Genomic DNA, 16800 nt, shown 5'->3' on the forward strand with positions numbered 1-16800 from the left:
CTCCCTGAAACCGGATGAACGGCTTTCATCCGGCATCAACCGGGCACGCCGTCTCGGCTCACGGTCCCCTCGTTCGACAGGAGGAGGCGGCAACGTGCCCGGTAACAGGGGAGTGACCTACATGCGCCCGGGTGTGGTCGAGGTGCAGGACATCGACTACCCGGAATTCGTTCTCAAGGACGGCCCCGGGGTGCACCCCGCCAACGTGGGCCGCAAGCTGGATCACGGCGTGATCCTCAAGGTGGTGGCGACCAACATCTGCGGCTCCGACCAGCACATGGTGCGCGGCCGCACGACCGCGCCGGCGGGTCTCGTGCTCGGCCACGAGATCACCGGCGAGGTCGTCGAGGTCGGCCGCGACGTGGAGTTCATCAAGCAGGGCGACCTGTGCTCGGTGCCGTTCAACATCTCCTGCGGCAGATGCCGCATGTGCAAGGAGGGGCACACCGAGGTCTGCCTCAACGTCAACCCGGACCGGCCCGGCTCGGCCTACGGCTATGTCGACATGGGCGGCTGGGTCGGCGGCCAGGCCGACTACGTGCTGGTCCCGTACGCGGACTGGAATCTGCTGAAGTTCCCCGACAAGGACCAGGCGATGGAGAAGATCCTCGACCTGGCGATGCTCGCGGACATCTTCCCGACCGGCTACCACGGCGCGGTCTGCGCGGGCGTCACGTCCGGATCCACGGTGTACGTGGCGGGAGCCGGTCCCGTCGGACTGGCCGCCGCCTACTCGGCGCAGTTCCTCGGCGCCGCGGTGGTGATCGTCGGCGACCTCAACAAGGAACGCCTGGAGCAGGCCCGCAGCTTCGGCTGCGAGGCCGTCGACCTGTCCCAGGACGCGACGCTGCCCGAGCAGATCGAGCAGATCCTCGGCGTGCCGGAGGTCGACGCCGCGGTCGACGCCGTCGGGTTCGAGGCCCGGGGACGCACCGGCGAGGCGCCGGCCACCGTGCTCAACTCGAGCATGGAGATCACCCGGGCCGCCGGCCGGCTCGGCATCCCGGGCCTGTACGTCACCGGCGACCCGGGCGCGGTCGACGAGGCGGCCAAGGTGGGTTCGCTGTCCCTGCGGATCGGCCTGGGCTGGTCCAAGTCGCACTCGCTCACCATGGGCCAGTGCCCGGTGATGCGCTACCACCGCAACCTGATGAACGCGATCCTGAACGACCGCGCCCAGATCGCCAAGGCCGTCAACGCCACCGTGATCGGACTCCCGGACGCCCCTCGCGGCTACGCGGAGTTCGACCGCGGCGTCGCCCAGAAGTTCGTCATCGACCCGCACGGCATGATCGCGGCCTGACCGGCCCGGTACAGCCGGAGTGCGATCTTCCGGGGGCCGGGTCCGTGCCGGAAAGGCACGGACCCGGCCCCCGGCGGTGCTTCACCTCCGCATGCGGTGTTCGCCACCGGGCGCGGGCATCGGTCGGGGAACGCGATCAGGAGACGATGCCGGCGGCTACAGGCGTAGGGCCTTGCGGGCTCTGGAGTAGTAGCGGCCCGGGGTGAGGGAGACGGCGCCCCAGGGCAGGCGGTCCGGCATCCTCCTGTCGAGGTGGCCCAGGTGGCGGCGGGCACGGTCCAGGTCGCCGGCGATGTAGAAGGCGGCACCGAACAGGTGGTGGGCGTCCAGGGTCATCGGGTGGGGGATCGGGTCCTGGAGCCACAGGTCGGCGGCCTGGGCGAGGAGGGCGTAGACCGGCTGCTGGACGAAGTGGTTGCGCAGGGCCGCTTCCGGGATGTTCGCCTTGTCCATTTTCCGTACGGCGATCTCGAAATGGGCCGCGGCCGCGTTCGCCACCACCGGGTCGCCGGGCTTGGCCTGGGCGACCAGCGCCTCGGCGAACTCGGCCGCCTCCTCGTCGGAGCCGTACCACTTGTCGGAGATGGCCTGCACGCGGGAGAAGTGGCCGGCGTACAGCGACGGCCAGCGCGACAGCAGCTCGTTCCAGATACGGTCCAGCTCCCGCCGCCCCACCTGCATGCCGATGCCGAACCACTGCAGCTCGTCCCACGGGACCGGGTCGTCGGGCAGCAGCTCCGCGGCACGGCGCAGGGGCGCTTCGGCCTGCCGCAGCTCGGCCCAGAAGCGCCTGAAGCGCTCCTCGCCGACGTATCGGGCGTAGGCGCCGCCCCGGATCTCCCAGGCGTACTGGATGCGGGTGGTGCCGAGCAGCAGCAGGACGTCCGGATTCTCGTCGTCGGCGGCGACGGTGAGCTCGTCGAGCCGGTCCATGACGGACCGTGAGATCTTGCGCACGCGCAGGGCGCGCAGTTCGGGATTCGTCCTGGACTCCGCCAGCAGTGCCAGCCCGCGCCGCAGCCGGTCCTGGTCGGGGGCCCGCAGCGCGTCCGCGAGCGCCGGGTCGTCCCACGCGGTGCCCTGGGACATCCGGGAGGTCTTGTCGTAGGCGGTGATGAGCGCCTCGATGGCGCGAACGATCAGCACCGGACATGCATACAACGGCCGGAGCGCCGTGGAAAAGCGGGTTTTCCGAACGGGGCGGCGCCCGTGGCCGCGATCGGGTTGCATAGTCATGCATCAACGTGCATACTTCTGCTCATGTCCAAGGTGCTCACCTCCCTGCCTGTCGGCGAACGTGTCGGGATCGCCTTCTCCGGCGGCCTCGACACGTCGGTAGCGGTCGCGTGGATGCGGGAGAAGGGCGCGGTGCCGTGCGCCTACACCGCCGACGTCGGCCAGTACGACGAGCCCGACATCGCCTCCGTGCCCGGCCGCGCCACGGCGTACGGGGCCGAGATCGCCCGGCTGGTCGACTGCCGGGAGGCCCTGGTGGAGGAGGGGCTGGCGGCCCTGGCCTGCGGGGCGTTCCACATCCGCTCCGGCGGCCGCGCCTACTTCAACACCACCCCGCTCGGGCGGGCCGTCGTGGGCACCCTGCTGGTGCGCGCGATGCTCGAGGACGGCGTGCAGATCTGGGGGGACGGCTCCACCTTCAAGGGCAACGACATCGAGCGGTTCTACCGCTACGGCCTGCTGGCCAACCCCTCCCTGCGGATCTACAAGCCGTGGCTGGACGCCGACTTCGTCGCCGAGCTGGGCGGCCGCACGGAGATGTCGCAGTGGCTGCTGGAGCGCGGCCTGCCGTACCGGGACAGCACGGAGAAGGCCTACTCCACCGACGCCAACATCTGGGGCGCGACCCACGAGGCCAAGGCGCTGGAGCACCTGGACGCGGGCATCGAGATCGTCGAGCCGATCATGGGCGTGCGGTTCTGGGACCCCGCCGTGGAGATCCCCGCCGAGGACGTCACGATCGGGTTCGAGCAGGGCCGGCCGGTGACCGTCAACGGCAAGGAGTTCGCCTCCGCCGTCGACCTGGTGCTGGAGGTCAACGCCATCGGCGGCCGGCACGGCCTGGGCATGTCCGACCAGATCGAGAACCGCATCATCGAGGCCAAGAGCCGGGGAATCTACGAGGCCCCGGGGATGGCGCTGCTGCACGTGGCCTACGAGCGGCTGGTCAACGCCATCCACAACGAGGACACCCTGGCCATCTACCACGACCAGGGCCGGCGGCTGGGCCGGCTGCTGTACGAGGGCCGCTGGCTGGACCCGCAGGCGCTGATGCTGCGCGAGTCGCTGCAGCGCTGGGTCGCCACGGCGGTCACCGGCGAGGTGACCCTGCGGCTGCGGCGCGGCGAGGACTACTCCGTCCTGGACACCTCCGGCCCGGCGTTCAGCTACCACCCGGACAAGCTGTCCATGGAGCGGACCGAGGACTCGGCGTTCGGGCCGGTCGACCGCATCGGCCAGCTGACCATGCGCAACCTCGACATCGCCGACTCCCGCGCCAAGCTCGAGCAGTACGCCGACCTCGGCATCGTCGGCACCCCGCACCCGGCGCTGATCGGCGCCGCGCAGACGGCCACGACCGGGCTGATCGGCGAGATGCCCGAGGGCGGGGCCGAGGCGATCGCCTCCCGCGGCGAGGCCCCCGGTGAGAACGACCAGCTGCTCGACCACGCCGCGATGGAGTCCGGCACCGACTGACCGCGACGCCGATGCGCCGTGGGGCGGGCGTGAGCGTCACGTCCCCCGCGTCGTCCGCGGGATCTGATCCCCGGCGTTCGGGAGGTCAGGTCTCCTGTGCTCCGTGGTCGTGCCGGGGGAGCAGGAGCGGGGTCGCCATGATGAGCAGACCGGCGATCGCGATCGCGGTGCGGGGGCCGGTGACGGCGGCCAGCAGCCCCCACAGGGCGGTCATGGCCGCGATGGTGAGCCTGCCGGTGACCGACCACGCGGACAGGGTGCGGGCGACCCGGTCCGCCGGGGTCCGGTCGAGCCGGTGGGCGGCGAACACCGGGTTGAACACTCCCATGCAGGTGATCAGCCCGAACTCGACGACGATGACGAGCACGAGCCCGGTGGTGCCGGGGTGGACGAAGGCCAGCGCGACGGGCCAGCAGGCGCGCAGCGTCCCGGCGGTGAGCAGGACCCTGTGCCGCCCGAACCGGGCGACGAGCCGGCCGGCCAGCCGCGCGCCGATCAGGCCGCCGGCGCAGGGCAGCGCGAACGCCAGGCCGTACTGCCAGGGGGCGAACCCGAGGGGGCCGAGCATGAGGACGGCCAGCGGCGGCGAGGCCGCCATGATCAGGCCGCTGACCAGGGTCGTGTTGAAGAACAGCGGGCGCAGCGCCGGATGGGTCAGGATGTGCCGCCACCCTTCGAGCAGGTCGCCGGGGCGCGGCCGTGGTGCGCCGGTGCGCGCCGGGCGCGGCTCCCCGCCGCCGATCGCCCGGATCCCCAGCGCGGAGAGCAGGTAGCTGACCGCGTCGGCCACCACGGTCGCCACCGGGCCGAACACCCCGATCGCGGCACCGCCGAGCGGCGGTCCGAGCATGGTGGCGGTCCAGGTCGTGGACTCCAGCCGCCCGTTCGCGACCACCAGGTCCCGCGGCGGGACGAGCGCCTTCAGACATGCGCCCGCCGCGGCGTTGAAGGCGATGTCCGCCGCGGCGACGACGACCGCCACGACCACGAGCTGGACCAGACCGAGCCGGCCGAGCGCGAACGCGGCGGGGACGCTCATCAGGGCCGCGAACCGGACCAGGTCCATCGCGATCATCACCGGCCGCTTGCGGTGGAACTCCACCCACGGGCCGAGCGGCGCCGCCAGCGCCGCCCCCACCGCGGGCCCCACGGCCGCCAGCATCGACACCTGCGCCGGTCCGGCGTGCAGCACGAGGATCGCGATCAGGGGGAACGCGTCGAACGCCAGCCGCGTACCGAACGCGCTGACCGCGTACGCCGCCCACAGCCACCCGAACCGCCGCCCCAATGACCGCCCGGCCCCCATGCCCAGCACGCATCCTCCGCCGCCGCACCCGGACAACCCCGCGTTGACCACAGGCATCCAAACGGGCGGCGGGAGAGGTGATCAAACAACCGATCCGGCCATGAGCCACAACCGTTCGTTGTGCTCCTAGGATCCGGTGGTCGTGAACCTCGATGCCGTGCGCACCTTCGTCGCCGTCCGCTCCGGCACGATCGACGCGACCTTCCGCGCCGTCACCGTGCCGCCGCGGCGCCTCCCCGACGGCATCGAGGCGGCCCGGGTCTTCGACGAGCCCCTCCAGCTCCTCACCGGCCCGGCACACGAGTTCGCCACCGCCCGCGCGGTCACCCCCGCGCAACTCGCCGGGCACCGGATCTGGATGCCCGGCATCGTCGCCGGCACCGAGTGGGCCGCCTACTACGACGACCTCGCCGCCGCGTTCGGGCTCACCATCGAGGTGACCGGCCCCGACTTCGGCACCGAGCCGCTCCTCGACACGATCGCCGACTCCCCGGCGCTGGCGACCTTCGCCGGCGAACGGACCCGCCTGCTCTGGCCCGCCGGCCACGAGTTGCGGCGCATCCCCGTCCACGGCCCGACACAGGTCTACCCGCACTCGCTGATCTGGCGCGGCGACAACCCCACCCCGCGCTCGCCGCCCTCCGCGGCCACCTCGGCTCCGCGCACCCCGCCCACCCCGGCACCTGGACCCCCGAATGGGCACAACGCCCGACACCATGAACCGAGCCCCGCCCGGAAGCCCTGTACGTGCACCGGCAGTGGGGCTCGCCCACTCCCTGCTCTCCCTCGCCGGCTCCAGGCGCCCGGCGGAACCGATGCCGTCCGCTCATGGTCTGAGCACGGCGGAACACGAAGAAGGGACCGACGTGGACGAGGACACTCTCGAGGCCGAGTTCCGGTTGGCGAAGTCGCTGGCCGAGCAGGGGCGGACGCAGGAGGCCGAGCGGCGTTACCGGGCCGTCGCCGGGAAGGGGCACGCCGGTGCCATGGTCAATCTCGGTCTCCTGGCGGTGGAGCGGGACGAGGCCGAGGCCGAACGATGGTGGCGGGCGGCCGCCGAGGCCGGTGACGACGTCGCGATGCGCAACCTCGGCATCCTGAAGCACGACCAGGGCCGCGTCGAGGAGGCCGAGACCTGGTACCGGGCGGCGGCCGAGGCGGGTGACCTGGGCGCCCGGTACAACCTGGGGCTGCTGTTCGTCGAACGCCGGGACCTCGAGCGGGCGGTGGAGCAGTTCCAGATCGCGGCCGAGGCCGGTCACGTGGGCTCGATGAACAACCTCGGCGTCGCGCTGGGAGAGCTGAACCGGCCGGACGAGGCCGAGCCGTGGCTGCGGCGCGGGGCCGAGAAGGGCGACGCGCGCGCCATGTGCAGCCTCGGCGACCTGCTCTACTCCCTCAAGCGCCGCGACGAGGCCGATGAGTGGTGGGAGAGGGGGGCGGCGGCCGGGGATGCGAACTCGCTGTTCAACCTCGGTGTCCGCAGCGAGCACAAGGAGGACATGGCACGGGCCGAGGAGTGCTTCCGGAAGGCGGCCGAGGCGGGGCATCCGCACGGGGAGGCCAGGGCGAATGCGCTGGCCAGCGGGTTCTGGCCGAACGGCGCCCCTTACATGCCCGGCTGGTTCTAGGCACGCTTCCGGAAACCCTGCGTGCGGCCACCCGGTGACCAGGGCCGGTCCAGGGCGCGGCGTTCGGATCAGATGGTGGAGTACCGGCGGGGAAGGACTTGGACGTCGCCCAGATCACCGCCCCGGCCGGGGCGGCGTTTGCGTGGGGCGGTCACTGCGTTCAGGGTGTGGAGATGTCGGCCGGGCGGGCGGGGCGGCTGAAGCGGACCGGGACGCCGGGGGAGTACAGCACGCTCACCGGATCGCCGAGTTCTCCGGTCAGGCCCGCTGCGGCGGTGAGGGTCTGGTCGCAGTGCAGCAGCGTTGCGCGGTGCAGGGGCCAGCGCGGATGGACGTTGGGCAGGTACCTCAGGCGGCCGAAGAAGGTGCTGTGCATGCCCCAGCGGGCGGTCAGGAAGTGCTCCAGCTCGGTGGGCCGCTCGATCCGTTCGCCCGTCCGGACGGCGATCCGGCTGTGGGCGCCGCGGGGGCCGGGCCATCGCCGTGAACTGGTGTAGCTGACGACGTCGCCGTCCGTGCGGATCGTCATGCGGGACCACAGGTAGGGGAGCCGGAAACCCGCGCGCGCGATGAGCACGGGGACGAGCCGGGAGGCGTCCAGCGAGCGGAAGACCACGCCGCGTCGCCCGTGCTCGTCGACCGAGTAGAGCCGGACGTTGGTCTCGGGGAAGGTGCCCAGGTAGGGCAGGCCGGGGAGGCGGAACCATCCCACCCGGTGCATCCGGAACGCGACGAGCCCCACGTAGGTGACCCCGTCGAGGGTGTCGGGAACGGCTCCCGCCGGCAGCAACGGCTTCACGTCCTCGGGGTCCACGGCCCAGTGGATGAAGGCCAGATCCAGCCAGGACTGGGTGAGCAGGGGATGGGAGACGCCCCCAGGCGGATCGGCCGTGATGGGCTCCGGAAGGGACGAAGCGGCGCACATCCGCCCAGCATTCCAGAAATCCGGCTCCGGAGCCCGTGGGTGCGGTCGAGACGGGGAACGCGGTGCGCGGGCCGGATCTCCACAACGAATCTACAATGTAAAGGAAGCCCCTCGGTTCGAAATCAAGACGGAGACCTGAAAGGCCCGGTCCTGAACCGGACAATGGAAGGCTTTTGCACCGAGGTTCCGGGCCGTCTGTTTCGATCGGGGCATGCAGCTTGCGCACACGCGTCGCGGCGGCGGGCCGTTGCTGGTCGTGCTCCGGCAACTGGAGCGCGAGGTGTGGAGCCCCGTCCTGGACCGTCTGGCCCGCGAGCGCGAGGTCGTGGCCGTGGACCTGCCGGGCTTCGGCGACAGCCCGGCGCTTCCGGACGGCACGATGCCCACGATCCAGGCGCTGGCCGCCGCGGTCGCCGGATGGCTCCCCGGCGCCGGTCTCGATCGCCCGCCCGTGGTGGGGAACTCCCTGGGCGGAGCCGTCGCGCTCGAACTGGCCAGAACCGGCGCGGTGGGCGGTGCCGTCGCGTTGTCCCCCATCGGCCTGTGGACGTCCCTGGAGGCCGCCTACGCGCTGGGCTCGCTGCGGGTGGCGCGCCAGTTGGCGCGGGCACTGGGGGACCGCACCGATCTGGTGTCCGGCAACCCGGTCGGCCGTACCCTGGCGTTCTGGCAGCTCGTCGCCCGCCCGTGGCGGGTGCCCCCGCCGGTCGCCGACGCCGCCCTGCGCTCCCTGGCCCACGCCCGTACCTTCGACGCCGCCCAGCGCGCCGTCCGCCCCTATCGGCTGCGTCCCTTCGAGCCGGCCGTGCCCGTCACCATCGCGTGGGGCGCACGCGACCTGCTGACACCGCCGCACCAGGCCCGGCGGGCGGCGCGGCTGCTTCCCGGGGTCCGTCATGTCGCCCTGCCCGGCTGCGGCCACTCCCCGATGGGGGAGGCCCCCGACCAGGTCGCGCGGCTCATCGGTGACGCCACCGCTCCCTGACCGCGTTCCGGGGCCGGCGGGGTCGTGGGAACCTGGTGTCCGTGACGTCGGATGGTGGGAAGGCCGGGGCCCAGCGGGTCATGGGCAGGCCGCGCGTGACCTCGCGGGCGGCGCTGGAACGGCTGGCGTTCGAGCTGTTCGCCCGGCAGGGGTTCGACGCGACCACGGTGGACGACATCGCCGCGGCGGCGGGGATCGGGCGGCGGACGTTCTTCCGCTACTTCTCCTCCAAGAACGACCTGGTGTGGGGCGACTTCGAGGACCAGCTGCGGAGGCTGCGCAAGCTGCTGGACGAGACCGACCCGGGCGTCCCGATGATGGACGCGATCCGCCGGGCCGTGGTGGAGTTCAACCGGTTCAACCCCCGGGACGTGCCCTGGCACCGGCAGCGCATGGAGCTCATCCTGGGGGTGCCGACCCTGCAGGCCGACGCGACCCTGCGGTACGCGTCGTGGCGGGCGGTGGTCACGGAGTTCGTGGCGGGGCGCACTGGGCTGCCGCCGTCGGCGATGGTCCCCCGGCTCGCCGGCAGCGTCGTCCTCGCGGCCGCGGTCGCCGCGTACGAGCACTGGCTGTCCAGCGAGCCGGAGACCGACCTGTCCGAGCTGCTGGACGAGGCGATCCGGCAGGTGGGGGCCGGCCTGACGGCGGTGCTGGACGACGCCGGCGCGTGAGGGTCAGCCGGACTCCCGGCGGACGGCGTGGGCGATGAGCTCGCCGACGAGGACCGCCGTGGCGGCGGGGCCGCGCAGCGGTGCGGTGGGGAGGATGGAGGTGTCGGCGACGCGGAGCCCGGTCAGGCCGTGCACCCTGCCGTGGGCGTCGACGGCGGAGCCCATCGGCACGGTGCCGCAGGTGTGCTGGGACGTGCCGAGGTGGGCGTGTGTCCACCGGTCGAGCAGGTGGTCGTCGTCCAGCGTCGCGGGGGAGGGCTCCACCAGTCCCCGGGACACCTCACCGAAGGCCCCGGTGGCCACCACGGCGGCGGTCGCCCGTACCGCCTCGCGCATCCTGCGCCGGTCGGCCTCGGTCTGCAGGTAGCCGTAGTCGACGCGGGGCGGAACGTCGGGATCGGCCGACACGGTGCGCACTCCGCCGGTCCGCCGAGGGGTCTGGACCGACGCGAGGAAGGCCAGGGGCGCGCCGGGGACCGTCGTCCTCCCGCCGACCAGCCCGGTCACCGGCACCAGGGACTGGAGGATTTCCAGGTCTCCGGCCTCGTCGCCGTCCGATGAGGACAGGTGCAGGACTCCGCCGAGCCAGGAGCCGGCCGGCCCGTCCAGGGGCCGCCGGGGCGTCCACTCCAGGACCACCTGGGGATGGTCGCTGAGCGCGGCGCCGACGGCGGGAAGGTCGCAGGCGACGGGGATGCCGGCGCGTGCCAGGTCCGCCGCCGGGCCGATGCCCGACAGGTGCAGCAGATGCGGTGAGGCCAGCGCACCCGCGCACAGCACGATCTCACCGGCCTCGAGCAGGGTCCGCCGCCCGTCGTGCTCGACCACGACTCCGGTCGCGCGGCCCCGGCGTACGACCACCGAACGCACCACGTGATCGCCCAGCACGGTGAGGTTGGGACGGGCGAGCGCGCCGCCGAGCAGGTAGGCGATCCCGGTGTTGACCCGCCGGCCGTCCACCGCGTTCGACGGCACCGGGCCGAAGCCCGGAGGGTCCTGGGCGTTCTTGTCGGGGTCGAACGGATGGCCCAGCTCGCGGGCGGCGGCCTGGAACGCCGCGGCGGCGGGATGTCCCAGGCCGACGCGGCGGACCGGGATCGGGCCGCGATCGCCGTGCAGCGGGGTGGCCCCGTGGTCGAGGTCGGTCTCCAGGGCGCGCAGGAAGGGCAGCGCCCGTTCGTAGGACCAGAGGGCGTCGCCCGCCTGGGCGGCCCAGCGGTCGAAGTCCGCGCGCCGCGCCCGTACGAAGTATCCGCCGTTCACGGTGGTGGAGCCGCCGAGGACGCGCCCGCGGGCCGCCATGTAGGGCAGGCCGGGCATGAGGTGGGCCGGGAACATCCGGACGGCGGCGTTCCCCGGCCGGGCGCCGGGCACGAGGCGCGCGTCCAGCAGGTCCGGGGGGAACGCCGACAGGGCGCGCGGCACAGGTCCGGCCTCCACCACCAGGACCTGGCAGCCGGCGTCCTCGCTGAGCCGGGCCGCCAGAACGGCGCCGCTGCCGCCCGCCCCGACCACGAGGACGTCGGGGAGGCCGGAATCCGGCGAAGTCATCCCTTGCGGAGCCTTTCTTTTGGCACTCGATGCACTTAGTATCCCTGCTACCCGGTGACGTGATCGGCGTCTCACGGCACGGACCGTCACCGCACGTCAGCGAAGGAGAGCGCCATGGACACCACCGCCCCCGAGAACCGGGTCCACGAGCAGGCCGACGACCGGGCCGAGGAGCTCGCCGTCGTCGAGTCGCTGATCGAGGAGGTCTCGATCGACGGCATGTGCGGCGTCTACTAGACCCTCCATGCCCGGCATCGACCTGGACCGCGCCTGGGACCTGCACCCGCAGGTCTCGGTGCGGCCCGAACCCTTCGGCGCGCTGCTCTACCACTTCGGCACCCGCAAGCTGTCGTTCCTCAAGGACCGCCGCCTGCTGGCCGTCGTGCGGGGCCTGGCCGACGCGCCCACGGCCCGGGCCGCCTGCACGGCGGCCGGCGTCCCCGCATCCGACCTGGCCGCCTACGGCGCGGCGCTGGACGCGCTCGCCCGGTCGTCCATGCTCGTGGAGAGGACCCCATGACCACCACACCGCGGCTGGTCGACCTGTTCGAGCACGGCCTCGACGCGCCGATCTGCCTGACCTGGGAGCTCACCTACGCCTGCAACCTGGCCTGCGCGCACTGCCTGTCCAGCTCGGGACGGCGCGACCCGCGCGAGCTGAGCACCGACGAGTGCAAGGCCGTCATCGACGAGCTGGAGGCCATGCAGGTCTTCTACGTCAACATCGGCGGCGGGGAGCCGACCGTCCGCTCCGACTTCTGGGAGCTGCTGGACTACGCCACCGCCCACCACGTGGGGGTGAAGTTCTCCACCAACGGCGTCCGCATCACCCCCGAGGCGGCGCGGCGGCTGGCCGCCAACGACTACGTCGACGTGCAGATCTCCCTGGACGGCGCGACCGCCGAGGTCAACGACGCGCTGCGCGGCCCCGGCTCGTACGAGGTGGCGATGCGGGCCATGCGCAACCTCGCCGACGCCGGGATGGAGAACTTCAAGCTGTCCGTGGTGTGCACCCGGCACAACATCCCGCAGATCGACGCGTTCAAGGAGATCGCCGACGCCTACGGCGCCCAGCTCCGGCTGACCCGGCTGCGCCCCTCCGGCCGGGGCGCCGACGTGTGGGACGAACTGCACCCCACCCCCGCCCAGCAGCGCGAGCTGTACGACTGGCTGGTCGCGAACGGCGAGAACGTGCTGACCGGGGACTCCTTCTTCCACCTGTCGGCCTACGGGCAGCCGCTGCCGGGGTTGAACCTGTGCGGCGCCGGGCGGGTGGTGTGCCTGATCGACCCGGTCGGCGACGTGTACGCCTGCCCGTTCGCCATCCACGAGGAGTTCCTGGCCGGGAACGTCCGCGACCCCGGCGGCTTCACGAAGGTCTGGCGGGAGTCGGAGCTGTTCGGCGACCTGCGCCGCCCGCAGAACGGCGGGGCGTGCAGCTCCTGCTCCTTCTACGACACCTGCAAGGGCGGCTGCATGGCCGCCAAGTTCTTCACCGGCCTGCCACTGGACGGCCCCGACCCCGAATGCGTCCAGGGCCACGGCGAGAAGTTGCTGGCCCGGCGGCCCGAGGACCGGTCGGGCATCCCGAAGCCGTCGGTCGACCACTCCCGCAGGGGACCGGTCCCGGTGAAGCTCACCCGCCGCCGCCCCGACCTGGACCGGCCGCCGGTGAGCGAGTGCGCCGAGAGCCCGCTGGCGGGCCTGCGGATCCCCTGACGACCCCACCTCCGGGCGGCGGGCGGGCTGCGGCCCCGTCCGCCGCCCCCGGCTAGGAGACACCCCATGCCCCTCCGGAACCCCTGGTTCGAGACCGTGGCCGAGGCCCAGCGCAGGGCCAGAAAGCGGCTGCCGTACATGGTCTACGGCGCCCTGCTCGCCGGCTCCGAACGCGGCCGGACCATCAAGGACAACATGGACGCCTTCGGCGACCTCGGGTTCGCGCCCCGCGTCGTCGGCCACCGGGCCGAGCGGGACCTGTCGACCACGGTGATGGGCGTGGAGACCTCGATGCCCGTCCTGATCTCCCCGACCGGGGTCCAGGCCGTGCACCCCGACGGCGAGGTGGCGGTGGCGCGCGCGGCGGCCGGCCGGGGCGTCATCATGGGCCTCAGCTCGTTCGCCAGCAAGCCCGTCGAGGAGGTCGTCGCGGCCAACCCGAACACCTTCTTCCAGATGTACTGGAGCGGTGACCGGGACGCGATGCTGCAGCGCATGGAGCGCGCCCGCAAGGCCGGGGCCAAGGGGCTCATCGCGACGCTGGACTGGTCGTTCTCCCATGGCCGGGACTGGGGCAGCCCGGCCATCCCCGACAGGATCGACTTCAGGACCATGGTGAGGATGGTGCCCGGAGTGCTGCCCCGCCCCGGCTGGCTGTGGCGGTTCGCCAGGACCGGGCGCATCCCCGACCTGACCGTCCCCAACCTGCAGCCGCCGGGCGGCCAGGCCCCCACCTTCTTCGGCGCGTACGGCGAGTGGATGCAGACCCCGCCGCCCACCTGGGACGACGTGAAGTGGCTGCGCGAGGAGTGGGGCGGGCCGTTCATGCTCAAGGGCGTCACCCGGGTGGACGACGCCAGGAGGGCCGCCGACATCGGGGTCACCGCGCTGTCGGTCTCCAACCACGGCGGCAACAACCTGGACACCACGCCCGCCACCATCCGCCTGCTGCCGGCCATCGCCGAGGCGGTAGGCGACCGGGTCGAGGTCCTGCTCGACGGCGGCGTACGGCGCGGCGGGGACGTGGCCAAGGCCCTCGCCCTCGGCGCGCGGGCGGTGCTCATCGGCCGCGCCTACCTGTGGGGGCTGGCCGCCAACGGGCAGGCCGGGGTGGAGAACGTGCTGGACATCCTGCGCAGCGGCCTGGACTCCGCCGTCCTGGGGCTGGGCCACTCCAGCGTCCACGAACTGTCCCCCGACGACCTGTTCATCCCGCCCGGCTTCCGCCTGACCCTGGGCGGCGGGGCGGTCGCCGACGCCCCGGCGGACTGACGTGCCCGGCAGCCGGGAGCACGACCCGGCGGGACCTCTGGCGGGATGCGCTTGGCCGGACGTTCAGGCGGGCCCGCTGGTCCTGGTGCCGATCGGCTCGACCGAGCAGCACGGGCCGCACCTGCCGCTGTCCACCGACACCGTGATCGCCCAGGCCGTCGCCGAACGCGCGGCCGACGTGCTGCGCCCGCGAACGGCCGGGCAGGTGCTCGTCGCGCCGGCGATCGCGTACGGCGCCAGCGGCGAGCACGCGGGCTTTCCCGGAACGATCTCGATCGGCCACGAGGCGCTGCACGCGGTGATCGTGGAGGCCGTGCGGTCGCTGGCGCTGTGGGCCGGGCGGGTCGTCCTCGTCAACGGGCACGGCGGCAACGTCCCCACGCTCGACGCCGCCGTGCGCCGGTTGCGCGCCGAGGGCCACGAGGTCGCCTGGGTCGGCTGCGAGGCCCCGGGGGGCGACGCGCACGCCGGCCGCACCGAGACCTCCGTCATGCTGCACCTGGCCCCCGACCTGGTACGGCCGTTCGACGGGGTCACCGGCGAGCCCCGCCCGCTCGCCGCGATCATGCCCGACCTGGTCGCCCACGGCGTCCGCGCCGTCTCGCCGTCGGGCGTCCTCGGCGACCCGGCCGGGGCCTCGGCCGAGCAGGGCCGCGAGATCGTGCGGGCCATGGCGTCGTCCGTCGCCCTCCGGATCGGCGGCGGGCGCGTCGACGCCCGTGGCCGCCTCCTCGACTCCGCCGTACCGCCCCTGCCGTACCGCTCCTGAACGCCCTCCCGGCTGCTCCTTCGGAGGCGTTCCCGTCCATCTGCCGGAACAGGTGGACGGGAACGTGCGTCGGGCGTGGGGTTATCGGTTGAGGGCGCCGAGGTCGACGCGCATCTGGGAGCCGGTGATGTACTTGCCCTCGTCGGAGGCCAGGAAGGCGACCATGTTGGCGATGTCCTCGGGCTCGACCATCTGGTAGGGCAGCGCCGGCATGTAGATGGGGCCGAGCATGGGGGACCCGGCCAGCAGGTCGCCCATCGAGCCGTCGGTCATGCCGGTCCGGACGCCGTGCGGGTGGATCGTGTTGACCCGGATGTCGTGCTCGCCCAGCTCGTTGGCCAGCGTCTTGGCCAGGCCGACCACGCCGTGCTTGGAGGCGGCGTAGTGGGCGAGGAACGGCAGTCCCTTCAGGCCCGCCACCGAGCTGATGAGGATGACCGACCCGCCCTGGCCCTGCTCGACGAGGATCGGCACGGTGGCCCTGACCGTCTTCCACACCCCGGTGAGGTTGACGTCGATGACGTCCTGCCACTGCTCCTCGGTCAGCTCCCAGGTGCGGCCGTAGTTGACGATCCCCGCGTTGGCCACCACGATGTCCAGCCGCCCGAACTCCGAGACGCCCTCGCGGACCACCGCCTCCAGCTCGCCCAGGTCGCGCACGTCGGCCTTGCGGGCCAGCACCCGCCGCCCCTGCTCCCGCACCAGCTCGGCGGTCTCGTCCAGGTCGGCCTGCGCGGCCGGGGGGTACTTGACGTACGGGCTGGGGTTGTCGACGAGGTCGATCGCGATGATGTCCGCGCCCTCGGCGGCGAGCCTGACGGCCTCGGCCCGCCCCTGTCCCCGCGCCGCGCCGGTGATGAAAGCGACCTTGCCGGTCAAACGTCCCATGGGCTGCCTCCACGGCGGTCGGACCCGACGACGCGGGGCGGACGGCCCCGGTAGGGGGCGGGCGCCTGCGCGGAGGCCGGGCCGGTGATCGGTCCGGGCCATGATGGCACTCGGTGCCAAAAGCAGCAAGAGTCCCGTCACCGCCCATGACGGGTGCTTTCTGGGCCCATGCCGGCATCGGGGAGAAGAAGCCCACGGCCTGAGCGGACCGGGAGTATGATCGCTCCCAGCCTCGCCCCCCCGTCCATGGAGCCTGGACATGGCCGACCCGAACTCCGAGCTCGCCGAGCAGCTTCAGTTCGACATGCCGCACGCGGCGCGGATATGGAACTACTGGATGGGCGGCAAGGACAATTACGAGGCCGACCGCGCCGCCGGGGACGCCGTGGCCGCGGTGTACCCGGAGATCGTCGTCATGGCGCGGCAGTCCCGGCGGTTCCTCATCCGCGCCGTGCGCTTCCTGGCCGCCGAGGCGGGCGTCCGGCAGTTCCTCGACGTCGGGACCGGCCTGCCCACGATGCAGAACACCCACGAGGTCGCCCAGCAGGTCGCGCCCGAGTCCCGGATCGTCTACGTGGACAACGACCCGCTGGTGCTGGTGCACGCCCGTGCGCTGCTGGCCAACACCACCTCCGAGGGGCTGACCACGTACGTGCACGCCGACTACCACGATCCGGAGAGGATCCTCGCCGGGGCGGAGAAGGTGCTGGACTTCGACCGGCCGGTCGCGGTGATGTTCATGGGGGTCCTCGGCTACGAACCCGACCTGGAGGTGGTGCGCTCCATCGTGGGACGGGTGATGGACGCCACCGCGCCCGGCAGCCACCTGGTGCTGTGGGACGGCACCGACACCAGCCCGGCCGTGGTCGAGGGCGCCGACAAGCTGGTGCAGAGCGGCGGCGTCCCCTACATCCTGCGCAGCCCCGACGCGCTCGCCCGTTGCTTCGAGGGTCTGGAGATGGTGGAGCCGGGCCTGGTCCCGATCACGCGGTGGCGCCCGGACGACCCCGACGCCGAGGCGATCGACGCCTACGGAGCCGTGGCCCGCAAGCCCTGACCGCGCCC

Annotated in this window: 16 protein-coding genes and 1 pseudogene; 12 read left to right on the forward strand and 5 right to left on the reverse strand. The window is 72.8% G+C overall.

The genetic code is table 11. The features are described from left to right. The first annotated feature begins 94 nt into the window (after positions 1–94). Entirely contained in the window at positions 95–1303 is a 1209-nt protein-coding gene (gene fdhA / locus HNR21_RS20950; RefSeq protein WP_182706520.1) for a formaldehyde dehydrogenase, glutathione-independent, read from the forward strand. Between the two features lie 156 nt (positions 1304–1459). On the opposite strand, the gene HNR21_RS20955 is transcribed toward fdhA, so the two are convergent. Beyond that, positions 1460–2449, reverse strand: coding sequence for a hypothetical protein (locus HNR21_RS20955; RefSeq protein ID WP_182706521.1), 990 nt, complete (start codon positions 2447–2449; stop codon positions 1460–1462). A 114-nt stretch (positions 2450–2563) separates the two neighbouring features. Between HNR21_RS20955 and argG the strand changes: the two genes are divergently transcribed. Continuing rightward, positions 2564–4015, forward strand: a complete 1452-nt coding sequence (argG, locus tag HNR21_RS20960; RefSeq protein ID WP_119730222.1) for an argininosuccinate synthase — start codon at positions 2564–2566, stop codon at positions 4013–4015. Positions 4016–4100: 85 nt separating this feature from the next. Here argG and HNR21_RS20965 read toward each other — a convergent pair whose 3' ends face one another. Continuing rightward, a complete protein-coding gene (locus HNR21_RS20965) occupies positions 4101–5321 on the reverse strand; it encodes an MFS transporter (RefSeq protein ID WP_182708751.1) in 1221 nt (406 codons plus the stop codon). Positions 5322–5538: 217 nt separating this feature from the next. On the opposite strand from HNR21_RS20965, the pseudogene HNR21_RS35435 reads away from it, so the two are divergent. Together HNR21_RS35435 and HNR21_RS20975 are read left to right on the forward strand one after the other, a co-directional pair. Then, positions 5539–5697 (forward strand): annotated as a pseudogene (locus tag HNR21_RS35435) (LysR family transcriptional regulator); the annotation flags it as partial. A 490-nt stretch (positions 5698–6187) separates the two neighbouring features. Then, positions 6188–6952 (forward strand): tetratricopeptide repeat protein, encoded by a 765-nt coding sequence (locus tag HNR21_RS20975; protein ID WP_182706522.1) that lies wholly within the window; start codon positions 6188–6190, stop codon positions 6950–6952. A 160-nt stretch (positions 6953–7112) separates the two neighbouring features. Here the strand turns inward: HNR21_RS20975 and HNR21_RS20980 are convergent, their stop codons facing one another. Next, positions 7113–7877, reverse strand: a complete 765-nt coding sequence (locus tag HNR21_RS20980; RefSeq protein WP_182706523.1) for a YqjF family protein — start codon at positions 7875–7877, stop codon at positions 7113–7115. A gap of 211 nt (positions 7878–8088) precedes the next feature. Here HNR21_RS20980 and HNR21_RS20985 point away from each other — a divergent pair, with 211 nt between their 5' ends. Together HNR21_RS20985 and mftR are read left to right on the forward strand one after the other, a co-directional pair. Further along, a complete protein-coding gene (locus HNR21_RS20985) occupies positions 8089–8862 on the forward strand; it encodes an alpha/beta fold hydrolase (protein WP_182706524.1) in 774 nt (257 codons plus the stop codon). Positions 8863–8903: 41 nt separating this feature from the next. Beyond that, positions 8904–9536 (forward strand): mycofactocin system transcriptional regulator MftR, encoded by a 633-nt coding sequence (gene mftR / locus HNR21_RS20990; RefSeq protein WP_312881130.1) that lies wholly within the window; start codon positions 8904–8906, stop codon positions 9534–9536. 3 nt (positions 9537–9539) lie between these two features. On the opposite strand, the gene mftG is transcribed toward mftR, so the two are convergent. Further along, positions 9540–11087, reverse strand: coding sequence for a mycofactocin dehydrogenase MftG (gene mftG / locus HNR21_RS20995; protein ID WP_182706525.1), 1548 nt, complete (start codon positions 11085–11087; stop codon positions 9540–9542). A gap of 114 nt (positions 11088–11201) precedes the next feature. Between mftG and mftA the strand changes: the two genes are divergently transcribed. From mftA to mftE, 5 genes are all read left to right on the forward strand, one after another. Then, positions 11202–11324, forward strand: a complete 123-nt coding sequence (gene mftA / locus HNR21_RS21000) for a mycofactocin precursor MftA (RefSeq protein WP_182706526.1) — start codon at positions 11202–11204, stop codon at positions 11322–11324. A 7-nt stretch (positions 11325–11331) separates the two neighbouring features. Next, positions 11332–11607, forward strand: coding sequence for a mycofactocin biosynthesis chaperone MftB (gene mftB / locus HNR21_RS21005; RefSeq protein ID WP_119730227.1), 276 nt, complete (start codon positions 11332–11334; stop codon positions 11605–11607). After that, entirely contained in the window at positions 11604–12806 is a 1203-nt protein-coding gene (gene mftC, locus HNR21_RS21010; protein WP_182706527.1) for a mycofactocin radical SAM maturase, read from the forward strand. The genes mftB and mftC overlap by 4 nt, the downstream gene beginning before the upstream one ends. A gap of 66 nt (positions 12807–12872) precedes the next feature. Further along, entirely contained in the window at positions 12873–14078 is a 1206-nt protein-coding gene (gene mftD, locus HNR21_RS21015; protein ID WP_182706528.1) for a pre-mycofactocin synthase MftD, read from the forward strand. A 1-nt stretch (position 14079) separates the two neighbouring features. Continuing rightward, complete coding sequence (gene mftE / locus HNR21_RS21020) at positions 14080–14847, forward strand: mycofactocin biosynthesis peptidyl-dipeptidase MftE (RefSeq protein ID WP_312881131.1); 768 nt, start codon at positions 14080–14082, stop codon at positions 14845–14847. Between the two features lie 81 nt (positions 14848–14928). Here the strand turns inward: mftE and HNR21_RS21025 are convergent, their stop codons facing one another. Continuing rightward, positions 14929–15735: a mycofactocin-coupled SDR family oxidoreductase gene (locus HNR21_RS21025; protein ID WP_182706529.1), complete on the reverse strand. Its 807-nt coding sequence runs from the start codon at positions 15733–15735 to the stop codon at positions 14929–14931. A gap of 259 nt (positions 15736–15994) precedes the next feature. Between HNR21_RS21025 and HNR21_RS21030 the strand changes: the two genes are divergently transcribed. Beyond that, positions 15995–16792: an SAM-dependent methyltransferase gene (locus tag HNR21_RS21030; protein WP_182706530.1), complete on the forward strand. Its 798-nt coding sequence runs from the start codon at positions 15995–15997 to the stop codon at positions 16790–16792. Positions 16793–16800: the final 8 nt, after the last annotated feature.

This window comes from Thermomonospora cellulosilytica (genome assembly GCF_014138835.1).
Classification (GTDB): domain Bacteria; phylum Actinomycetota; class Actinomycetes; order Streptosporangiales; family Streptosporangiaceae; genus Thermomonospora; species Thermomonospora amylolytica.